The sequence below is a fragment of the Sphingobacterium sp. UBA1897 genome, from assembly GCF_002337775.1.
GTDB classification, from domain to species: Bacteria; Bacteroidota; Bacteroidia; order Sphingobacteriales; family Sphingobacteriaceae; genus Sphingobacterium; species Sphingobacterium siyangense.
This window is the reverse complement of the sequence record NZ_DDGR01000023.1, coordinates 177,036-198,273: the sequence shown is the minus strand read 5'-3', so window position 1 is coordinate 198,273 and position 21,238 is coordinate 177,036. Positions and strand designations below refer to the sequence as shown.

Here is a 21,238-nt window from a genome sequence, read left to right as displayed (position 1 = left end):
AACAAATATAATTAACGTCGTAAAATGCTACTGTAACATTAGCATAGCCTTAGGATTTGTAAACACTATGTTGCACAAATAGCTCAAGATTCGGGACTATCCTTCACATTCTCTAAAACGGTTGTCATGGCCCGATAGATTCCATACAATAAGAAGAGTAGACTTGTAATTGTAAGCCCCAGATACTCCACCACCCACGCAATAAATATAGCCACAAGGTGAATTTTGCCATTCTCCGGTTTAAATGCCGCTCCCGAATAAACGTAGTAAGCAATGGAACCAAATAACACCAACCATATCACCGCATAAACATAATGAAGTGGGTTTTTGCTGAGCTTTTTATTTTTAAACATGTGTCAAGTTTTATGATTTGTTAGCCATTCGCTTATCTAAACAGCAAACGTATATGTTGTCAAATGTAAGCCCTAGCCCAGCTTTTCGCAAGGCACAACTATAATTCGCATCCGATGGTTTAATATTCGTGGCACCGCTAAAAAAATCGGCAGCAGTAATGGTCGGCATTCAGCTACTTCGCTACCTTAACAACAAAAGAAAAAGTCCCTTACATTACTGCAAGGGACTTTACGATAACCGATTATTCCGATATGATTTCTATGCCGTTGGAAATTTGCTCATATCCATATAAAATATCTCCCAGGTATGACCGTCAAAATCTTCAATACTTCGCTGTTGCATAAAACCGTAGTCTTTCATTGGCGTTGGTTCAATGCCTCCGGCTTTCAATCCATTATCAACAATTTCGTTCACACGATCCAAACCAGAAACAGAAAGTGAAAGTAGTGCTGCAATCTGTTTTTTTGTATCTGCAAGCGGTTTTTCTGTAAATGTTTTAAATTTATCCGGAGATAAAAGCATCACAAAAATATGCTCACTCCAAACCATACATTTGCCTTGTTCGTCGGAAAACTGAGGATTATTCGTAAAGCCCAATTGTGTATAAAAATCCATTGACTTATTCACATCGGCTACGACGAGATTAATAAATATCTGTTTCATCATTTTAAAGTTTAATTGCTATTGATCATGCAAAGTTGAAAATTTTCATCCAAAAAAAACTTGGCCTATGCGAAGATTTTTATGCAGCATCAATGAATAAGCAGCGGAATGTTCATACCTTATATGGATAGCTCGTTATATAGATCGCTCGTTACTTAGAGAGCTCATTCAATTCGGCCTGTGAAAACACATGATCACCCTTGAGATAACTATTTGCTTCTTTTAAATACGTATAGATCACTTCTCGCCCCTTAGGATTGGGCAATTTATGTAAGTTGTGCACCAAATATTCCTTGTCCCGCAATCGATCTTTACTATAGCTTAAAAAAGAGGGTGCATGTGTCTGCACGCTCCAACGAATAAAACGTAAATCGATATTATCGGGATATTTCATGATCATTTCTTCCAAAAGCTTTTTCCCTTTCTTGAATTGACCTAGTTTTGTAAACGGATTGCCCATATGTTTCGCCCATAATATTTCATAAGCAGCCAGGTATCCTTTCTCCGTTGCGGAATTGGCAGCTCCCTCCAATAATTTCAGATTCGCTTCACAGAGTTTCTTATTTTGAACAGCAGTAGCGTACTCGGCTCGCATTTTATCAACATCAACTTGACCAAAACAACATATCCCACATAATACCAAAGAGACACAGACAAAAAATCGTATAACCATTTTCAATTCAATTAAAGTAAAAAATAGAACGCTGTTCTAGTCATATAACAACATCGACAAGCTTTGAGTTTTCTTATTTTTTAATCCGTTGAGAATGCCGTTTGTTTTGCCATTTTCCCAATACGATCAATAATGCACCAATTGCAACGAAAACCAAGGTTACTCCAAAACTGTTCAAAAGAACCCTGTCCATTCCCAATTCGGAAACATTGACAAAAGGATAGGGATAAAATCCAGAAAACGAACCATGCCACAACGTATAAAAAAGATAGACTAATGGGAAGATCAACCAATAGAAAAGATGATTCCAACGGATTGTTCCCTTGTCCAAAAAGCGCCACCAAAAAAGGAAAAAACTCAAAGGAGTGACCACATGCAATAATTCGTCAACCACCATTGATAAACCCTGTGGATGCGACAGAAAGCGGAGTATGGTATTATAGATAATTCCGACAATAAGAATGTATAATGTTACGGCAGTAATTGTTTCGGGTTTAGTAAAAAATAGGCCAACTCGACTTTTTGACCAGCAAACAGTAAAAAAACAGCATAGCAGAACCATTACATTACCTAGAATCGTAAAATAACTAAAAAACTGAACAATATAGTCGATGCGGCCAAGCTTAGAGACAAGAGCGCTTAATACAAATTGCCCAGCGACTGCAAACAAGGTAATCAAACCAATGCTACCAGCGAAAACCGATTTTAATGAACTTTGAGTCTCCATATTACGAGTGGTCTATACAATACTAAATATAAAAATTTCAACTGCTATTTGGAATTTTAAATGATCAAATCCAATTCACCGCTGTTCGAACCCGGAATCCAGATTGTAAATAATTGCAACGAATTGTAAATGGATTCAGTTTCCTTACTAACAATTATTATTTTTATACGCTATAAAGATTGATAAATGATTAGAGTAGCCATTATCGAGGATGAACCCGCCGTACGCAAAGAAATCAGCTATTTGGTCCAACAGGAAACTGACGTTGAACTTGTTGGCTGGAGCGATACGGTGACAAATGCTGTAAAATTGATTGAAGAGAAACAACCAGACGTTATACTCATGGATATTCAGCTCCGTGATGGTACAGCATTTGACATCCTAAAAAAGCTAACCGTTATTCCTCAGAATATTATTTTCATTACGGCCTACAATCATTTTGCAATCAAAGCCATCAAATACGGTGCTTTGGATTATCTCTTGAAACCGGTCGATCAAACCGAACTAAACGAAGCCTTAGAACGTTACCGGCGTAAAAGCGAAAACAATCCCCAATGGATGCAACGTTTATCAATGGCACAAGAAGCTTTACATGCCAGTGAACTTCCCGAAAGCATTGCCTTGTCTTCCATACACCATGTACGTATCGTCCCTGTTCACAACATCGTGTACTGCAAAGGAGACGGTCCCTATACTTTTTTCTTTTTAAATGATGGTACAAAAGAGTTAATCTCTAAACCCCTCAAATATTATGAAGAATTATTGCCACAGCCTTATTTCTTACGCACCCATCAATCGTATCTTGTCAACAGGTCGCATATTTCTGGTGTCAATCGTTCCGAATATATTGTCTTAAAGAACAAAGAGGAAATTCCAATTTCATCACGTAGAAAAAACTCGATCTTAAATCAGCTTTTCCCAGAAAAATGAGCGCACTGAACCGCATTTTCCCTTGGCTACTACTGCCTTTGTTTTTTATCGCTTGCGCTCAAAAGAAAGACGGATTATCGCCCGACCATGATGCTATTGCTGCACAGATTAAAACGCTCGAAGACCAAAAATTAAATGCAGCAAATGGAGATTCCATCAAACAGGCCTGGTTAACGTTAGACCAGAATTCCATCGTAAAAAAAGACACGGTACTCGCTGCCCGTGTAAAATATTACCTGGCACGACTCTATGCTATGAGCGGTCAAGATTCGGCTCTTTTTTTTGTTCAACAGGCGCTTGAACTCATTGAACCCACCACTGGAAACGCAAAATACAAAGCACTTATTTACAATGGCATAGGGAATATCCGTAGCATAGAAGCAAAACAACGCGAAGCGGGCTATTATTATAACAAAGCCGCTACGATTGTTTTATCGGACACCGCAGCAGGACTGTCAACCGAAGCGAAATCAGCGATATTACTGTCCGCTGCCCAAAATAACTTGAGCTCTTTCCAATATAACCTTGCAGAAAAAATGAATCGTTCGGTACTCCCGCTAATTGATTCACTGCCAGAAGGACATATTAACCGACAACGCGTATTGGTACAAATGATACAGACGTTGAATACCTTACAACGGCCAGCAGAAGACATTGCCCCCTTCCTTCATCAACTCGAAGAATTACACGCTAAAAATCCAGACAAATACAACATTAGTTTTCTTTACGATTCGAAGATCCAATACTATGAAACGGCTAAAAAACCGGATTCCATTTTACATTACGAGTTGCTAAAAATAGCTATAGATGAACGCTTGCACCAACAAACAGCGTCCTCTATACTGATGAACAATTTATTTGTAGATTACAGTAATGTAGCCGCAATCTATGTTTCATTAAATAAACCGGCATTGGGAGAAAAATTCATCCAAAAAGCCAGCAAACTTAAAGCGCAGTTTCCCAAATTAATCTTTCCCAACAACGAAATTACATTTCAAAACAGTCTCGCAGCCGTCTATCGCTTGCAAGGAAAAGATAAAGCAGCCATAGACGTATTGAATCACCTTGTGCAATTACAAAGAGGTATTTATCAGTCGGAGAATACACAAGCGATCGCAGAAATGAATGCCCTTTATCAACTCCAGGCGAAAGATCAGTCTATCCGTATACTGAATGAAAATATCAAGATCAATAAGCTTCAGCTACAACAAAATCGTTTAGGACTGATCATTTCCTCCCTGGCGGTTATTTTATTGATCATCATACTTTTCTTCCTATATTACAGTTTTCGTCAGCGACGCTCCAGGCAAGAGAAAGAAAAGGTCTTATTGCAGCAGCAGTTGTTGCGCACACAGATGGAACCGCACTTTATTTTCAATACCCTTTCCGCTGTACAGAGCTTCATGCGCCTGGATAAGAAGGAAAATGCCATCAAATATTTGAACCGTTTCAGTCGACTACTACGTAGCAATCTCGAATTAAGCCGTGAGAGCCTCGTTCCCTTAAATGAAGAACTTGAAACCTTAGAAAACTATTTGATCTTACAGCAAATGCGTTTTGAAGATGCTTTTCATTACCACATCGCACAACCGGAAGATCAAGATTTAAGTGCAGTCATGCTACCACCAATGCTCATACAACCCTATGTTGAAAATGCAATTCTGCACGGTATAAACCTCGAAACGGGCGATGGTAGTATTGACATCCAGTTTGCGTTGTCTGCAGATATCCTACGGGTGACGATTAAAGATAGCGGTAAAGTCAATCCAGACATTCCTGAAATTACACATCGTTCACTCTCTGGAACAATCAGTCGTGAACGTATGCAATTGCTAGGAAAAAAAGCGAGTGTTCAGACCACCAAAGACCCCATTGCCGGCACCACGGTCACACTTCTTATCCCAATTACCTATTAACGATTTATATTATTTAAACAAACTACAGCGTATTCTACATGTCATCTAATATTAAGATAGGATATAAATTGTAGCGCAATTTTATTCGATATCCATGGAAAATCAATTAAATTAATTAAATTCGTTTATAAACCAACGAAATAGCGTTTTGAACACAATTTTCAAATTTATAGTCGCATAATTTAGCCTCACAAACCACAGGCTAATTATTCTTTTATTCGGGTAACTCCTATCCGAACAGGTTTTCATTTCACCCTATTATTCTCGGTATTGTTAGCTCAGGAGAGTATTTTATGCTATTGCAGTATTTAAAATATCCCATCCTTTCCAATATCGTCGATAATATCAAAAATCAAATAAAGAATATTAAGCGCGACTACAACTCATGCGAAAAGAATATATCTGGGAGGTCAAAGCACACAACACTCCCCTTCTCAAAAGATCCTGCAGCCATTGCGATAGTGATAGGTTCTACTGGAGTGAAAAGTTCAGAATGAATGCACAGAAAAAAAATACAAGCCCCGAATCCATCAATAAGGAACTGTTTCATAGATTTCAGGAAAACAACAGGGAACTAGCATGGCAATACGCTTTTTCAACAGAAATCAGAAAAAAGAACAATGTTGAAGCAGATTTCGATACCATCAAATATGAAATACAGTATGAACAGCTGTTCATTGAAAATTTGCACAGCACAAATGAAGACACCTTATCCTTCAAAGTTATCTATGCATTCAGCTTTCAGCTCAAACTATCTACCGTCATTCGTAACTGTTTAAAACTATCATCCAAGCAGCTTGACCGGCTCATCACTATGCAGGCAATTACTGTACATGGAAAATTTCTAGAAAAAAAACATCGCGTCAGACATGAGGATATTGTGAAAATATCATGCGAAGCATTGAAACGCATAACCTGATAAACAAACGGCGAGCAATCCTATAATTGCCCGCCGTCTTATTAACTAAACACAAACTAAATTTCATTGCAGGTTCTCCCCCTGCTCATTGGCATTATTTATTTTTGTTTCATTATATCCGCTAAAAGTTTCATGTAAAAACCTCCAACAACACTACGCGCCTTAAAGTTTTCACGGATCCCCGTAGTCGAATCATAAAAATCATTTAATGGGACACGGGATTCCGTTTGAATCGCATGATTATAGACTGGTTTCACCAAAGCTTCAAATGCTTCTTTTGATGGAGCAAATGATGCTGTCCAAAGAATCCAGTCATTTTTGGTGTAGGCCTTACGGCTATCCAATGGTATACCAAATCTATTTTGCTTGGTCAGGTAATACTTAATTTCCGTATCATACACTTTTTGAGGAAACAGATTCAATCCCAACACTTTGTCCCAGATCAAATTATATTTTTGACTCCAGGTATTTTTATCATCAAATGTCAGCGCGTAATGGTCGCCTGCATCTGCCATTTCCATCCATTTCGGGACCATTTCCTCGGCAATTGCACGGTATTTTTTTGCGATTGCAGTTTCACCAATGGCCTCCGCTAGCTGCGCATAACAGGCAATACCCACAATAGCTTTAACAGATAAATTGGCATTTCGTGCAAGATGGCCAGCAAAATCGTCTGTACAGAGCTGCGTTTTAGGGTCAAAGCCATCTTTAACGAGGTAATCTACCCAAGTTGTCAATGTTTTCCAATGCTTCCTGGCATAGTCCCCATTCCCTTGCACTTTCGCGATTGCCGCAGTTAAAATAATCATATTGCCCGATTCCTCCACAGGCATAGGTTCGCCATAGGTTTGACCATTGGCCAATGGATACGTACCCAAATCGTGAGCCGCCCAAGGATATGGATATTTACCGCTCTCGCTAAAATAAAATATTCCAGTTAACATCCCTTTCAACAGCTCCGGATTATAGATCAAATACAATGGTGCTGAAGGATAAGTGACATCCACCGTATTGATAAAACCACCACTGTTATTTTCTTTGGAAAGCCATAGCAATTCATTTTGTGGACTTTTTACCAAGGTATGTGCGGCTATACTTTGGCGATAAGCTAGCACACTAAGATGTGCATATTCTTTTCCACCCGATTTTAGCGCATCCGCATAAACCGCTTTGTCGAATGCGACGCACTTATCGAGCACATTACGATACTCATCTGCAGCCAAAGTAAGCTGATTTTCCATCGTTTCTTTGCCAGAATTGTTCCACCATGGTCGCAGGTTATTTTTGAAATACTGAATCGCATAAATTTCATCGTAGCCTACCTCAACAAAACGTTCCTCCGCTTTCGCCCCCACATTGCCAAACGGAATGACCGTGTTCAGCGCAAGTGAGGTACCCTTAACAGTTTTTGCAGCGGTCGTTGTTCCCTTTCTAAAGGCGTCGACGGCTCCGCCCCTCGGACTAATAAACTGTTGCGTTTTATCCTGCTTTGGTGAAGCAACATAAAAATACCCCCAGTCTATCCGCATATCATCGGCACCTTTCTGCAAAATAGGCTGTTCGACCGTTCCCGCTTTTAGTACCGACAATTTTGCCGTTTCATATTTTTCGGCGGTTACTTCCTGTGAAGGTTTATACACCGCAATATTTGTGGATGCACTTAGAAAAACTTTAACAGCATGCTGCTTGCCATCGTTTGCTTTTACGTTATACGTGATATAGCTTACCGGTCGAGCCAATAAATTCAGATCATCCATAAGCAAAGGCGACGTAAAGCTTAATTTCAGATCCACCTTACCGGCCTGAAAATTATAGACCGTACGCGTCGCTGTTATTTCCACATCTTTTTGCACGGCTTCTTGAATTCGTGGTCCACGCTCTTTGAGCCTGTCAACCAAACCAAAATCCAGATAACGACCGCCAGCGCTATTCTTCAAATGGATGGCAATATGATTTTGCCCGGTCTTCAAATTCGCCTTGTCAATCGGTAAATAGTGAAAGCTGTTAGTCCAACCTATCTTTTCGTAAACCTTCTTCCCATTCAAAAATACTTCTATATTATCATCATGATTGAGTTTTAGAAACAGCTCATTGATACCCTTCGGATCCGCTACGGAAAACTCACGTCTCACCCAGATATCGTCCGATTTCCAAAGCGTCTTTACCTGTTGCGCATCATCACCGATGGGTGCAAGTCCCGATTTCCACGCATTCGTCTTATAAGCGGAAGACTCCCAGCCGCCTTGAGGTTTTGATTCAGTATATTGTACCGTATACGATTTATCTTCCGAAGTCGGTAGAATAACAGCATAACTAGGCTCTTCTTTGCCAAGAAAACGATAAATATTACCATCAACATCAATTAAGCCCAACAGCGAATGATCAGCGTCTGTCCAGTGTTTCGTTGTCGACGCATGAAGCTGATCAGTCATGGACCATATACTAAAATTGGGGTTGTGCGTAATCAATGGATAAGCCGGAGCTTTGCGTTCTTGGGCTTGTCCATCTAAAACAGTAGAAGCACAGGCCAAAACAAAGCAGAGACCCATCTTCCCGAGTTTGTTCATTGCATGAATAGATTTTTGAAAAGGTTTAATCATATTTTTTGGATAAATTAGCTACATAGTTTTCCGCATTGAACTTATGCCCAATCGTTTTAACAAAAAACGTTGGAATAATTTAAATTCAGCTGTCGCATCGTATCATTTTACCTTCAATTTATATCATATTTGACATGCTGCCATCTAATCAAGATAATTATTATCTTTGAGAACCCGTCCGATCGTTATGTGCAAAATGACCTAATAAACATCGGCATTCAATTTTACCAACAACACGATGAGAAGTATTTACGTTTATTTCTTAATGACCATATCTTGTCTTTTTTCAACGAGCACACAGCTTTATGCACAAGAAACAGATTCGGTCAATAAAAAAGAATTGGATCTGAGTTCCTTACTGAACGGAATTAGACAACAGCAAATTAATGATTCTCTTGAACGGGTAAAGCTTCAGAATGAAATTGCCGATCTTAAAAGTCAAAATAGCCCCAAAAAGGAAAATTTAAAACAGCAGCTGAATGAGTTTGACGAAGAAAATAACCTTCGGAAGCAGCAGCTGAAAGTTAAAGTAGACTCCATCAAAAAAAACACCAAAAGATATGCAGTCGCGCCATTTCAGGATACCCTCTTCTATATCTATAATAAACTTGGATCATCATTAGCCAAAGACCGAGCTTACAATGTGGTCAGCAGAATCCATAATCTATATGAAGACGATTTTGTGAAAGTAGATTCGTTTAAAATCGAAAACAGCGAAATTAGTGCCGACATCGTTTACAAAGATCTCGTCATAACTTCCGTCACAGAACTCGATGCTCTTCTTGAAGGAAAAAGTAAAGAAGAGATTGCGGCAAACTACCTAAAAAGAATTCAGGATTCAATCACAACGGAACGTGCAGATAACAGCATTACAAAACTTCTTACCCGTATTGGGCTTGTATTTCTCATTCTCGTCGTTTTTTCGATATTGATTCTATTAATAAACAAGTTGAAAAAATATGGTACGCAACGTATATTAACGGAAAGAACACAACGGATCAAAGACATTAAGATCAAAAATTATGTCCTTGTCACTTCGGTACAAAAAACACGGATGTTTATTAATGCAATAAATATTTTACGTTGGGGCTTGATCGTCCTCATTGCCTTTATCATGCTGCCGATTGTCTTCAGTGTTTTTCCATTTACACAGAGCTGGGCATCCAATCTCATTGGACTCTTCACAAAACCCCTGAAGACTGCAGTTTTGGCAATTTGGAACTATATTCCAAATCTGATTACCGTATTTGTCATACTCGTTGTTATGCGTTATGCTGTTCGATTCATAAAGTATATTTTTACCGAAATTGACAAAGGCAAATTAGAGGTCAATGGCTTTCATCGCGATTTTGCCATGCCTACCTTTACTATTGTTCGCTTTCTGCTCCAAGCCTTCACACTGGTACTCATATTCCCGTACCTACCTGGCGCAAATTCAGATATCTTTAAAGGAATATCCGTATTTATAGGTGTCCTATTTTCTTTAGGATCATCTTCTGCAATTTCCAATATCATAGCGGGACTTGTGATCACCTATATGCGTCCTTTCCGTATCGGAGACCGTATTACCATCGCCGACAAAACAGGCGTTGTTATCGAAAAATCACCACTGGTAACAAGGCTTCGAACGATAAAAAATGAAGAAATTACCATCCCCAATTCCTCGGTACTTTCCGGAAATACCGTCAATTATTCAACCTTCTCAGAAGATGGAATCTGCTTTCAGGTGGAATTGACAGTCGGTTATGAAGAACCTTGGCAACGTATACACGAATTGCTCCTGAACATCCCACCCCGAATAAAAAGAGTCAACCTTAACCCAGCGCCATTCGTCTTACAAAAAAAATTAGACGACTTCTATGTCCTCTATGAACTGAATGTATACATCGCTAAATCTGGTGAAATTGAACTGGCAAAGTCTGAAATTTTTCAATCGATCTTAGATGACTTTCTAGCCGCAGGAATTGAAATGAATGGCCCACACATATTTGCTAAAGTTGACCATGTACAACAATATAATCCAAAAATGCCCAACAGCTCGTACAATAACTGATCTGAAAGCACAATTTTTAGCTGATTACTGCAAAGAATATGTGATGCGTTTTGACCCGGTATGCATATCCTGTTGAATTCATCCACTGTTGTGAGCTTGTTAACTAAAGATGTAAAACATAAATTAGCTCTTCGGCTTCGACTCTGTCAGGCCAAACGACATCCCTGGATTGCGTGAACACCAGTCAGCCCGCGCAATAAATGAACACTGGACCAGCTACATTATTCAAATTGGACTAGCTCAGTTGCATCTATTGGCTGTAATTTTGGATAAAATCAAGAAATAGCTATTTGCATGTATGTACCCAAACATTTCCAGTTCGAAGATTACGCAGAAAAGGTTGAATTTATGCAACAATATAGTTTTGCGACCATTGTATCGATTAAAGAGGGGATTCCAATAGCCACACAGCTCCCCTTTCACGTCCGTACAGATAAAGATCAGCTGCTTTTAACATCACACTTCGCTCGTGCAAACGAACAAGCCAATTATATCGAAAATACGCCGTCATTGGTTATTTTCTCCGAACCACATGCTTATATCTCACCACAACATTATGACAAGGAAAAAAGTGTGCCAACCTGGGATTACATCGCTGTACATGCCTATGGCCTTGCATCCATCCTTACAGACGAAAAAGCAAAAAGTAAAGCCCTAGAACAGATGATCCTGAGTTACGACGAAGCGTATTTAACACAATGGGAAAGCCTTTCCGATCGTTTTAAAAGTGGTATGATGCGGGGTATCGTCGCCTTCGAACTTGTCGTCACAGATTTACAGGGCCAAAAAAAATTAAGTCAAAATAAAAGTGAAACAGAAAAACAGCGTATCCGTGATTTTCTAAAAAATAGCGACAATGAGCTCGAAAGAAATATTGCCGCAGCAATGAAAAATGGATCAATAAGTAACGAAAAAAAATGAACACACACACTGACATAGAAATCACACAGGTAAAACTAACAGATATTGACCTGCTGCAGCAAATAGGAAAAGCAACATTTATTCAGACCTTTTCAGACACGAATACCGAAGAGAATATGAAGACCTATCTGGCCGAAGGGTTTTCAAAGGAAAAATTATTGTCCGAGCTCTGCGATAACGAATCTGAATTTTACTTCGCTGTCTTGAAAAATGATGTTATTGGCTACCTAAAAGTAAATACCGGCCAGGCCCAGACCGAACAACAGTGCCCGCAGGCATTAGAAATCGAGCGCATCTATGTATTACAGGAATTTCAGGGTAGAAAAGTGGGACAGTTATTGTTTGAAAAAGCACTAGCCTTAGCCCAAATAAAAGCAGCTTCATTTATCTGGCTTGGTGTTTGGGAAAAAAACTTGCGGGCAATCAATTTCTATCAGAAAAATGGTTTTGTCGCATTCGACCAGCATATTTTTCAACTGGGTGACGATAAACAAATAGATATCATGATGAAAAAAACAGTACAACCGCACCATGCATGAGTTTATAGCAGAAAATATACAGGTCATACAACAACGTATAGACGAAGCCTGCAAAACAAACCGTCGCGATCCCCGCGAGGTAAAATTATTGCTGGCCACTAAAACCGTACCTGCCGAACGTATAGAAATCGCGCTGCAAGCTGGTCAAACCCTAATTGCTGAAAATAAAGTGCAGGAACTGAAAGACAAATTTGAGTATTTAAACGCTGTTCCCCATGTCAATCATTTTATTGGTCATCTTCAAACCAATAAGATCAAGGATCTGCTCAAATGCAACGTATCCTGCATCCATTCGATCGATCGTATAGATCTCGCCGAAAAATTGCATCAGCGACTTTTAAAAGAAGACAAAACTATGGAAGTACTCATTCAGGTAAATACTTCCTTCGAAGAGAGCAAGTACGGCGCTGCGCCAGGGGAAGTAATCGGCCTGGTTCAGCAAATAGCAACATTAAGCACACTAAAGATTAAAGGACTGATGACTATCGGTATATTGAGTGCCGAGGCCGAACAGGTACGTGCCTGTTTTAAATTGCTCAAACAAATTCAACAACAGATTATAGCCCTAGCTATTCCCGGTGTATCGATGCAAGAATTGTCGATGGGCATGAGCGGAGATTTAGCGATAGCGATAGCGGAAGGCGCTACGATTGTCAGAGTAGGCACGGCAATTTTTGGACAACGTCCTACACCAGATAGTTATTACTGGAACGAACACAACTAACAAAAAAAACGATGCGGATACATTTTATACAACACGAAGTTTTTGAAGCACCCGGGGCCTATTTAACCTGGGCAGAAAAACAGCAACATTCAGTTACTTTCTCCCATGTTTATCAACAGGATCCCCTTCCAAAAGAAATAGATTCCATCGATGTATTGATCATTATGGGCGGGCCTCAAAGCCCAGATTCATCCCCGTCCGAATACCCTTATTTTGACGCTAAGGTCGAAATCGCTTTTATCCGCCAATGTATTGATGCCGGCAAGGCGGTTGTTGGTATATGTCTGGGCGCACAATTGATTGGCGAAGCGCTGTCGGCAACGTACAGACATAGTCCGCAAAAAGAAATTGGAGTTTTCCCCATCACGCTCACAGAGGAAGGAATAAATGACAGCAAAATAGCACATTTTGGCAGCCCATTACCGGTCGGACATTGGCACAACGATATGCCTGGACTTACCCCTGAAAGTAAAATCTTAGCAAGCAGCGTCGGCTGCCCTCGACAAATTGTTCGCTATACAAATCTCGTCTACGGATTTCAATGCCATATGGAACTCACACCTGAAGTCGTCCGGCTCTTAATAGATGCAGAAGAAGATCTCTTTCTTCAAAGCCAATCGCTCCAATTTGTGCAATCACCTGAAGAAATTCAGACTTTTGATTACCGCGAAATGAACAGCAAACTTCATACATTTTTAGATTTATTTGAATGTGCATACACGAGAAGTCTAATAAGTAAATGAAGGGTTTCTGTCTAAACAGGAGCGTAAAAATTTACAGCAGTAATTCATTCGTTGGATAAAAAATAGTAGATTTGGTGTAACACAAAAAAACTATTGATGAACCTAAGACGCAGTCAACTTTTAAAAATGGGCTATCTAGCCCTTCTGGCAATTTTCCTACACGCCTGTGTTTCCCAAAAAGAAAACAAAAATCTGACTTGGTATCAACATCAGGTTATCGAGCAGCTTGTTCCGGAAACTGATTCCAGTTATAGAGTTCAAATTGGTATTATGGCTGCGACCTTCTGGCTAGACAATCAGGATGGTCAACTGGCCAAAAAATTGAACCTCCTACAACAGAGCTACACGCAACGAAATAAAGTCGATGTCGCTGTTCAGCAAGGTACCAACAAAATCATTCGCGTCACTAAATCAGAATAAACAAGCTTATTCAAGGCAACACAAATGATTTTGGTACCCACCAATACTTCAATTATAGTTAATATCTTCCGCCTGTACACGTCATCCACTACATGATATTCTTTGCTATCTTTTCAATACGGTCCTTAAAGGCCACATTGTAAATTAAGCGATTTTATTCATTAATATAATTTGAGGCGCTTCCTGCAATTTTTCACCGGCAACTTTTCCGAATGCGACAATATAAGGTTGTTGATTATGCGCATCCAAGCCCGCCTGATCTTCCCAGATTTCATAAAAGATAAACTGGTTTTCATCACTATTTACCTGATGCAGATCGTACTGTATACAGGCTGCTTCCTTTCTACTTGCTTCGACCATTTCTAACAATAATGCCAATACTTCTTCCCGATGTGCGGGAACTGCCTTTAAAATTGCGGTTAAATATACCTTCATGTTATTGATTTTTATTGTGGTAATTTACTCTTTTCATCGCAATAACGCCATGGATAAAGCGATTTATCGATCAATAAATTTTTAGTTTAACGTAGTTTCCAAATGGAAGACCTCTTCCAAATATTGTTTATATTCCTTTTCGTAATTGTCGACACGTTCTTGAGACGCACCCTTCTCCATATCATGAAAATGGAAGCTTCCCAGATGTTCCAATCCTGCAAATTGATTCATCTTGTGAAAACCGAATAAAACACCGGCATCAACGGAATGCTGATCAAAAAACTCATTTTCCATTGTAAAGGCTGTCTCTGGAGCATTCCAGCTCGAAGTCACCATGTATTTTTTACCATGCATCAAACCTCCGGTACCATAATTAATAGCCGGATTCTTACGTGAACGACCATCATTTTTATAGATACCGTTGTTGTGACCCGCCGTAAAAACCTCATCAATATAGAGCTTCAGACGGTTCGGAACCTGAAACCACCATACAGGAAAATGGTAAACGATAATGTCTGCCCATTTAAAATTTTCAACTTCAACCATTGGATCAAAATTATCATTGATATTTGTTACCCTTGTTTCAAGTCCATTTTCAGCCAATGTTTCAACAGTCCAATTTGTTATTGTGGTATTGAAAGAACCACCCGAGTGTGCGAATTTCTGTCCGCCGTTGATAATAAATATTTTCATTTCTATAATTTTTCTTATTGATAACACAAATTTCTATCATATTTTTAAATCATACAAATAATTTAAATTGTATATTTGTATCATAAAAATAATAACTATGAAATGGAACTTAGAATGGCTTCGTACATTTAAGGCAATCTATGAAACCGGAACATTATCTGCAGCGGCACAGGAATTGTTTATTTCTCAACCTGGTGTCAGCCTACATCTGAATTCCCTGGAAGCCTTTACCGGCCACAAGCTTTTTGATCGATCTGCGCGAAGAATGGTGCCGACCGAAAAGGGGAAAATCTTGTACAACTATGTTATTGACCCACTTAAAAAACTTGAAACCGGTGAACAGCATTTTCACAAGCGTGCATTGGACGAACGTGTCACAATCAGTATCGGAATGTGTTTTGAGACCTTTCAATACACGCTGGAAGAACATATTGCGCAGCTCCCCTTTAATTTAATTATCAAATTTGGAGAATATCCTCAGATGCAGCAGGATCTTGATAATGGTTTATTGGATCTTATTATTACGCCTCAAAAAGGAAACCAGCAGAATCTACAATACGAGGCTTTCTCAAAAGAACGCATTGTCTTGATTGCAGGTTGTCAGACCGACACATCCACACTCGAGTCACTACTGAGCGACAATAAAATCAAGGAAGCAGCTCAACTCCTGAAAAAACAATTGTGGTATAGCACGGCTGCCGATATGGATCATTTAAAAAACTATTGGTCGACACACTTTGGCGAACATCCAGACTTCAGTCCCAATTATATCGTCCCAAATATCAGCTCAATCATACGCTGCTTGAGCAACAATACTGGTTTTTCCATTGTTCCCGACTTTCTTTGTGCCGAAGCACTTGCATCCGGAAAAATAAAACTAATCTGGGAAGGGACTTCTCCCGTGGAGAATATACTTTACTTTGGAACGAGAAAGAAAACCATGTATCAGGAAGAAATCGGTCAATTGGAAACGCTGTTAAAAGAGAAATGGTAGATCACCGGGCAATTTCTTGCCGATAGCCCGATTTCCGCTACTGATGCAGCATTTTGCTTAAAAATTCGGGCGTAACGCCAATATATGCCGCAACTTGTTTCTGCGGAAGACAGTCGATCAATGTAGGATAACGTGTACAGAACTTTTCGTAACGTTCTTTGGCAGCTAGACGGAGATTCTCCATCGATCGACTTTGATAATAAACCAATGCATTTTCGGCAAGTATCCGAAAATAGACATTCAGTTTCGGAATCTCCTGATAGAGCCGATGCAGATCTACCTTGGAAATCATCCATACCTCAGATTCAAATACCGCATCAATGTATAGGTTGCCCGGTTTTCCGGTCACCAAACTATACATATCGCCGATCCACCAGCCTTCGGGAGCAAACTGTTGAATATACTGAAAGCCATTTTCATCCACACAATAACTTCTTAGACAACCCGAAGCGACAAAAATAGCATACCTGCTCAGATCGCCCTCCAACAGCAAATATTGTTTCTTCTTCACTTTTTTGGATTTCACAACAGCCAATAGGCGTAAGATTTCATCTTCCGTGAGGTCGATCTCTTTCTGAATACTGTCCAACAATAGCTGTTTGTCCATAAATTAAAGCCTGATACACAACAAACATAGATAAATTGATGTTTGTATCCAAAAAAATAGACAAGCAGCGCCTTTTCTACGAAGGGAATACGCTTAGCTCTTCTAAAAGAAATACGTTTTGTTCTTCGCCGAAAAGACGCATACGATACCTATATATTTACGGATGGCCGTCCCGAAGCAATGGTATGCGCTTCCTTCAAGACTTCTGAATAAGTAGGATGTGCATAAGACACCCTTGACATACTATCGGCGGTGATTTCATATTCCAAGCCCAAAACACCTTGAGCGATCAGATCGGCCGCACGTGCTCCAATGATATGAACTCCCAATAGTTCGCCATATTTCGGATCGGCCAACACTTTTACAAATCCTTGTGTATCCATCCCTGCGCGGGCACGGGCATTGGCGGAAAACGGGAATTTCCCAATCGTATACGCTATACCCTTTGCTTTGAGCTCCTCTTCTGTTGCGCCAACGGAAGCCACTTCGGGCCAGGTATAAACCACACTTGGGATCCGATCGTAATGTATCTTTGGTTTTTGGCCGTCCATATGTTCGACAACAAAGATTGCTTCCTCTTCAGCTTTATGAGCCAGCATTGCCCCACCGATCACATCGCCAATAGCATAAATGTGGGGAACGGCCGTCTGTAACTGCTCGTTAGTAACGATCATACCTCTGGTGTCTAGTTGAGCAGCTGTATTCTCCAAACCAAGCCCCGCTGTAAATGCTTTCCGCCCGACAGCGACCAAAATATAATCCGCCTGTAACTGCTGCTCGTTACCAGCTCGATCTTTAAAGAAAACGTTTGCCGCAGCGCCTATATTTTCGGTTTTGTAAACAGCCTGTTCAAGCAAAATTTTAATGCCATCATGCAGCAGTATCTTTTTCAAGGCATCCCCCAATTCATGATCCATATTGGCAAGGAGACGATCGGCATATTCGATAATAGTGACCTCACAACCCAATCTATTGAATATGGATGCCATCTCTACCCCAATTACACCGCCACCGATAATAACGATTTTATCTGGCTTCTCTTGCAAAGACAACGCCTCTGTTGAGCTTATGATACGTTTTTTATCTATGGTTACTCCCGGAACTGTCGCTGGCTTGGAACCCGTAGCGATGATAAATTTCTTTGCTCCAAGGGACAGCCGCTCCCCCGCTGATGTAGCAATCTCCACCGTTGAATTATTGACAAAAGAGGCCTTTCCATGGATCACCGTAACCTTATTCTTTTTCATCAGGAAATTCAGCCCCTGCGTATTTTGCAACACCACTTTATCTTTACGCGCATACAACCGACCAAAGTCCACCGATAGTCCCCCTACCTGAATCCCGTGTGCAGCAAAATGATGCTGTGCTTCATGATAGTGATGTGTACTATCCAAAATTGCCTTTGTGGGAATACAGCCCACATTGGTGCAGGTACCACCCAATGTATCATATTTCTCTACAAGTGCGGTTTTATACCCCAATTGGGCACTGCGAATCGCCGCAACATAGCCGCCTGGGCCAGACCCAATGACAACCAAATCATATTGTTCCATATACGAACTATTTTTAGTTAACAGAATTATTCACGACCAAAAAAGGTCTTACAAGTATGCCCCGCATAGTTGCCATCCAAAAGGCTACGATAAAAATTTCAATACATACGCCAATCATAACACAAAATAAAATACCAAAAGGTATATTTAAAAACAGTAGAAAACACCGTATTATTCATAAATATTGGATTTAATTAAAATCAGTACAAACCTACAAATAAAATACCAATCAGTATATTATAAATAAAAAATTAGATCAAAAAAAATAATATGAAAGTCAATTCTACGCAGAAGAGATTGTGTTTATGTTTAGGATAAAGGCATATTTTTTTAACTTGCTTTCAGATTAGCACCAACAGCGTCAAACGATTATTTTCAAATGAAACAGCATAATTACATCGCCACAATTACGTGGACAGGAAATCGCGGCAGCGGAACCGATCATTATAAAAACTACGAAAGAAGCCATCGCATTAGCATTGACGGCAAAGCCGAGATTGAAGGTTCTTCGGATCCAGCGTTCCTGGGAGACCCCAGCAAACACAATCCCGAAGAGCTATTGCTTGCCTCCCTGTCCTCCTGCCATATGTTATGGTACCTGCATTTCTGCTCGGTCAATAAAATTATTGTAGAAGAATATGTAGACCATGCAACAGCGATCATGCTTGAAGAAGAAAGTGGAAAAGGCAGTTTTAAAGAAGTTACGCTAAATCCTTCGGTCCGGGTAAAAGATTCAACGATGATTGCACAAGCCATTGAATTACACCAAAAAGCAAGTGAATATTGTTTTATTGCCAATTCAGTAAACTTTCCGGTCTTGCATAAACCCAACGTCAGCATCAGCACATCCAGCTAAATGAATGAACTTTCTTCTTCACATGATATGTTATGACATGATATGCTGTGAATTGACAAGAACGGCGATACATGATCGAACTACTTCATAGCTTAGCGCTATTTATTGGCTAGCCGCTCCTGTAACTCGCGACGGAAAGTAATCCCGACCGGTAGGGACGTATTATTGATCTGTACCATACCATGCTCATATTTGATCACCTTATTGATCGAAGCAATGTAAGATTTGTGGATACGGATAAACTTTGATGCCGGCACCTGTGTGAGAATTTGCTGGGTGGTGCTTGCGGTCAAAAATGTCTGACTAGGAGTGACAATTTTCACGTAATTGCCAAAGCTCTGGATAAAATCGATCTGCGATAATTTAACGTCAATAATACGACCATCCATGCGTATACTAATTGATTTGGGTTCTTCTTCCTGGGGCGACACAGTCGTGTTATAGGATAAAAAACGTTGAACAGCCTTAAAAAAACGGGGAAATGAAATAGGTTTTAACAGATAATCAACAACGCCGTAATCATAACTCTCCAATGCGTATTCGGAATATGCTGTTGTCAAAATCGTTTTGGGTGGGTTATCCAGCATCTTCAGAAACTCCATCCCATTAATTTCGGGCATTTCAATATCCAGGAAGATTAAATCTACTTTGTTCTCCCGAAGAAAATCCAATGCCTCAAAAGCATTATAACATTGAGCGACCAACTGCAGATCAGTACTTCTTTCAATATAATTTACCAGTACATAATGCGCCGCAGGTTCGTCATCAACCACAATACAGCTATTTTTATTCATTGTTTAAAGATTTATAACCAATGACACCTCATACTCCTCTTTTTTGGAATTTGTCGTTAATGTATACCGATTAGGATACAAAAGTTTTAATCGCGCTATTGTATTTTCCAAACCTATTTTCGCCGAAAAAACATTCCTTTTCTTAACGGGAACAGAATTCCGTACATGCAAATATAAGTTCCCTTTTTCAATCTTGATCGAAATATGTACAAAACAATCTTCAATACTGCAGGTTCCGTGTTTAAAAGCATTTTCTACGAAAGTAATCAATAGCATCGGCGCTATCTGATAATTGATATCTTCTTCTTTTTGATAATCAAATTCAATTTTTGTGCGATAGCCTAACCTTTCACGCTCCAGCTCGATATAACTTGAGATAAAATCGATCTCATCATCCATCGCAACAAATTCCCGATCGCTGCTCTCCATCTGATAACGGAGAAGCTGGGAAACTTTGATGATCAATTCGGAGGTACGTTCCGGGTACTTCAAATTAATACCATAAATGGTATTCAATGTATTGAATAAAAAATGTGGATTGAGCTGTTTTTTTAAATGGGACAATTGCGTCTGATTGGAAAGCAGTTCACGTCGGGTCTTCACACGCTGAAAGCGATAAAATTCAATAAATTGGATACTACCCAATATACAGATCAACGAACCCAATAATACACCAAATTGATAATGGAACGTTTTCTGAACAAGATTCTTGTAAAGAAAACAATTCTTGTAGATCACGTTATCCGTTAGCTCTTTTAATATGAGTGCAAAAACCAGTAGTGTTGCCACCGACGCCAAAATATACAACAGCGGTTTATTCTTCTTAAGTAGCAATGGCAACAGGAAAAAGCGATTCAATTGTGCATGCGCATAAAGGATCAAGAAATAGAACACGCCCATCAAAAATCCCTTCCAGCTCAGGATCAAAATCCAATCGTTCAAAGTAAAGAGGATAAACGAAAAGATCAATAGCACGATCTCCTGTATGATCTTGTTCTCAAAAACCTTTCTCATAATCCTTTTTTTGTTAAAAATCTGTTACAAAGTAAAAGTTTTAAGTTTATAACAGCAGAAAAATAAATGACGAATTAAATTGGTCACTTTTAAACGCTATAGATCATTTT

The 21,238-nt window shown here is 39.6% G+C and carries 22 protein-coding genes; 11 read left to right on the top strand and 11 right to left on the bottom strand.

The features are described from left to right. Positions 1-83: 83 nt before the first annotated feature. From B4N43_RS14190 to B4N43_RS14175, 4 genes are all read right to left on the bottom strand, one after another. Positions 84-353 (bottom strand): hypothetical protein, encoded by a 270-nt coding sequence (locus B4N43_RS14190; protein WP_286735385.1) that lies wholly within the window; start codon positions 351-353, stop codon positions 84-86. A 259-nt stretch (positions 354-612) separates the two neighbouring features. Beyond that, entirely contained in the window at positions 613-1,020 is a 408-nt protein-coding gene (locus tag B4N43_RS14185) for a VOC family protein (RefSeq protein WP_145329544.1), read from the bottom strand. A 148-nt stretch (positions 1,021-1,168) separates the two neighbouring features. Next, a complete protein-coding gene (locus B4N43_RS14180; protein WP_145329547.1) occupies positions 1,169-1,690 on the bottom strand; it encodes a hypothetical protein in 522 nt (173 codons plus the stop codon). Positions 1,691-1,763: 73 nt separating this feature from the next. After that, complete coding sequence (locus B4N43_RS14175) at positions 1,764-2,417, bottom strand: Pr6Pr family membrane protein (protein WP_286735384.1); 654 nt, start codon at positions 2,415-2,417, stop codon at positions 1,764-1,766. Positions 2,418-2,603: 186 nt separating this feature from the next. Between B4N43_RS14175 and B4N43_RS14170 the strand changes: the two genes are divergently transcribed. The 3 genes from B4N43_RS14170 to B4N43_RS14160 all read left to right on the top strand — a co-directional run bounded on the left by B4N43_RS14170 (position 2,604) and on the right by B4N43_RS14160 (position 6,182). After that, the gene (locus tag B4N43_RS14170; protein ID WP_115050059.1) at positions 2,604-3,347 is read left to right on the top strand and encodes a LytR/AlgR family response regulator transcription factor; all 744 of its coding nucleotides are present in this window, start codon (positions 2,604-2,606) and stop codon (positions 3,345-3,347) included. Continuing rightward, positions 3,344-5,263: a sensor histidine kinase gene (locus tag B4N43_RS14165; protein WP_286735383.1), complete on the top strand. Its 1,920-nt coding sequence runs from the start codon at positions 3,344-3,346 to the stop codon at positions 5,261-5,263. The genes B4N43_RS14170 and B4N43_RS14165 overlap by 4 nt, the downstream gene beginning before the upstream one ends. 385 nt (positions 5,264-5,648) lie before the next feature. Beyond that, entirely contained in the window at positions 5,649-6,182 is a 534-nt protein-coding gene (locus tag B4N43_RS14160) for a DUF1062 domain-containing protein (protein ID WP_286735382.1), read from the top strand. A gap of 98 nt (positions 6,183-6,280) precedes the next feature. Here B4N43_RS14160 and B4N43_RS14155 read toward each other — a convergent pair whose 3' ends face one another. Then, a complete protein-coding gene (locus B4N43_RS14155) occupies positions 6,281-8,749 on the bottom strand; it encodes a glutaminase family protein (protein ID WP_376749017.1) in 2,469 nt (822 codons plus the stop codon). Between the two features lie 271 nt (positions 8,750-9,020). Between B4N43_RS14155 and B4N43_RS14150 the strand changes: the two genes are divergently transcribed. The 6 genes from B4N43_RS14150 (at position 9,021) to B4N43_RS14125 (ending at position 14,182) form a co-directional block, all read left to right on the top strand. Next, positions 9,021-10,835 (top strand): mechanosensitive ion channel family protein, encoded by a 1,815-nt coding sequence (locus B4N43_RS14150; protein WP_286735380.1) that lies wholly within the window; start codon positions 9,021-9,023, stop codon positions 10,833-10,835. 294 nt (positions 10,836-11,129) lie between these two features. Then, complete coding sequence (locus B4N43_RS14145; protein ID WP_115050052.1) at positions 11,130-11,756, top strand: FMN-binding negative transcriptional regulator; 627 nt, start codon at positions 11,130-11,132, stop codon at positions 11,754-11,756. Then, entirely contained in the window at positions 11,753-12,295 is a 543-nt protein-coding gene (locus B4N43_RS14140; RefSeq protein WP_115050050.1) for a GNAT family N-acetyltransferase, read from the top strand. The genes B4N43_RS14145 and B4N43_RS14140 overlap by 4 nt, the downstream gene beginning before the upstream one ends. Further along, complete coding sequence (locus B4N43_RS14135; protein ID WP_115050049.1) at positions 12,288-13,019, top strand: YggS family pyridoxal phosphate-dependent enzyme; 732 nt, start codon at positions 12,288-12,290, stop codon at positions 13,017-13,019. The genes B4N43_RS14140 and B4N43_RS14135 overlap by 8 nt, the downstream gene beginning before the upstream one ends. A gap of 11 nt (positions 13,020-13,030) precedes the next feature. Continuing rightward, on the top strand, positions 13,031-13,762 hold the full coding sequence (locus B4N43_RS14130) for a type 1 glutamine amidotransferase (protein ID WP_286735379.1): 732 nt from the start codon (positions 13,031-13,033) through the stop codon (positions 13,760-13,762). A 96-nt stretch (positions 13,763-13,858) separates the two neighbouring features. Further along, positions 13,859-14,182, top strand: a complete 324-nt coding sequence (locus B4N43_RS14125) for a hypothetical protein (RefSeq protein WP_075993833.1) — start codon at positions 13,859-13,861, stop codon at positions 14,180-14,182. 144 nt (positions 14,183-14,326) lie between these two features. Here B4N43_RS14125 and B4N43_RS14120 read toward each other — a convergent pair whose 3' ends face one another. Further along, positions 14,327-14,617 (bottom strand): putative quinol monooxygenase, encoded by a 291-nt coding sequence (locus tag B4N43_RS14120; RefSeq protein WP_075993834.1) that lies wholly within the window; start codon positions 14,615-14,617, stop codon positions 14,327-14,329. A gap of 81 nt (positions 14,618-14,698) precedes the next feature. Further along, complete coding sequence (locus B4N43_RS14115) at positions 14,699-15,310, bottom strand: NAD(P)H-dependent oxidoreductase (protein ID WP_075993835.1); 612 nt, start codon at positions 15,308-15,310, stop codon at positions 14,699-14,701. Positions 15,311-15,407: 97 nt separating this feature from the next. Here B4N43_RS14115 and B4N43_RS14110 point away from each other — a divergent pair, with 97 nt between their 5' ends. Further along, the gene (locus B4N43_RS14110) at positions 15,408-16,304 is read left to right on the top strand and encodes a LysR family transcriptional regulator (protein WP_075993836.1); all 897 of its coding nucleotides are present in this window, start codon (positions 15,408-15,410) and stop codon (positions 16,302-16,304) included. Between the two features lie 37 nt (positions 16,305-16,341). Here the strand turns inward: B4N43_RS14110 and B4N43_RS14105 are convergent, their stop codons facing one another. Next, positions 16,342-16,911, bottom strand: coding sequence for a Crp/Fnr family transcriptional regulator (locus B4N43_RS14105; RefSeq protein WP_075993837.1), 570 nt, complete (start codon positions 16,909-16,911; stop codon positions 16,342-16,344). Positions 16,912-17,060: 149 nt separating this feature from the next. Beyond that, on the bottom strand, positions 17,061-18,464 hold the full coding sequence (lpdA, locus tag B4N43_RS14100; protein WP_286735378.1) for a dihydrolipoyl dehydrogenase: 1,404 nt from the start codon (positions 18,462-18,464) through the stop codon (positions 17,061-17,063). 379 nt (positions 18,465-18,843) lie between these two features. Here lpdA and B4N43_RS14095 point away from each other — a divergent pair, with 379 nt between their 5' ends. After that, positions 18,844-19,320, top strand: a complete 477-nt coding sequence (locus B4N43_RS14095) for an OsmC family protein (protein ID WP_286735377.1) — start codon at positions 18,844-18,846, stop codon at positions 19,318-19,320. Positions 19,321-19,418: 98 nt separating this feature from the next. Here B4N43_RS14095 and B4N43_RS14090 read toward each other — a convergent pair whose 3' ends face one another. Both B4N43_RS14090 and B4N43_RS14085 read right to left on the bottom strand, forming a co-directional pair. Then, complete coding sequence (locus tag B4N43_RS14090) at positions 19,419-20,114, bottom strand: LytR/AlgR family response regulator transcription factor (protein WP_286735376.1); 696 nt, start codon at positions 20,112-20,114, stop codon at positions 19,419-19,421. A gap of 3 nt (positions 20,115-20,117) precedes the next feature. Then, on the bottom strand, positions 20,118-21,128 hold the full coding sequence (locus B4N43_RS14085; RefSeq protein WP_088162575.1) for a sensor histidine kinase: 1,011 nt from the start codon (positions 21,126-21,128) through the stop codon (positions 20,118-20,120). Between the last annotated feature and the right edge of the window lie 110 nt (positions 21,129-21,238).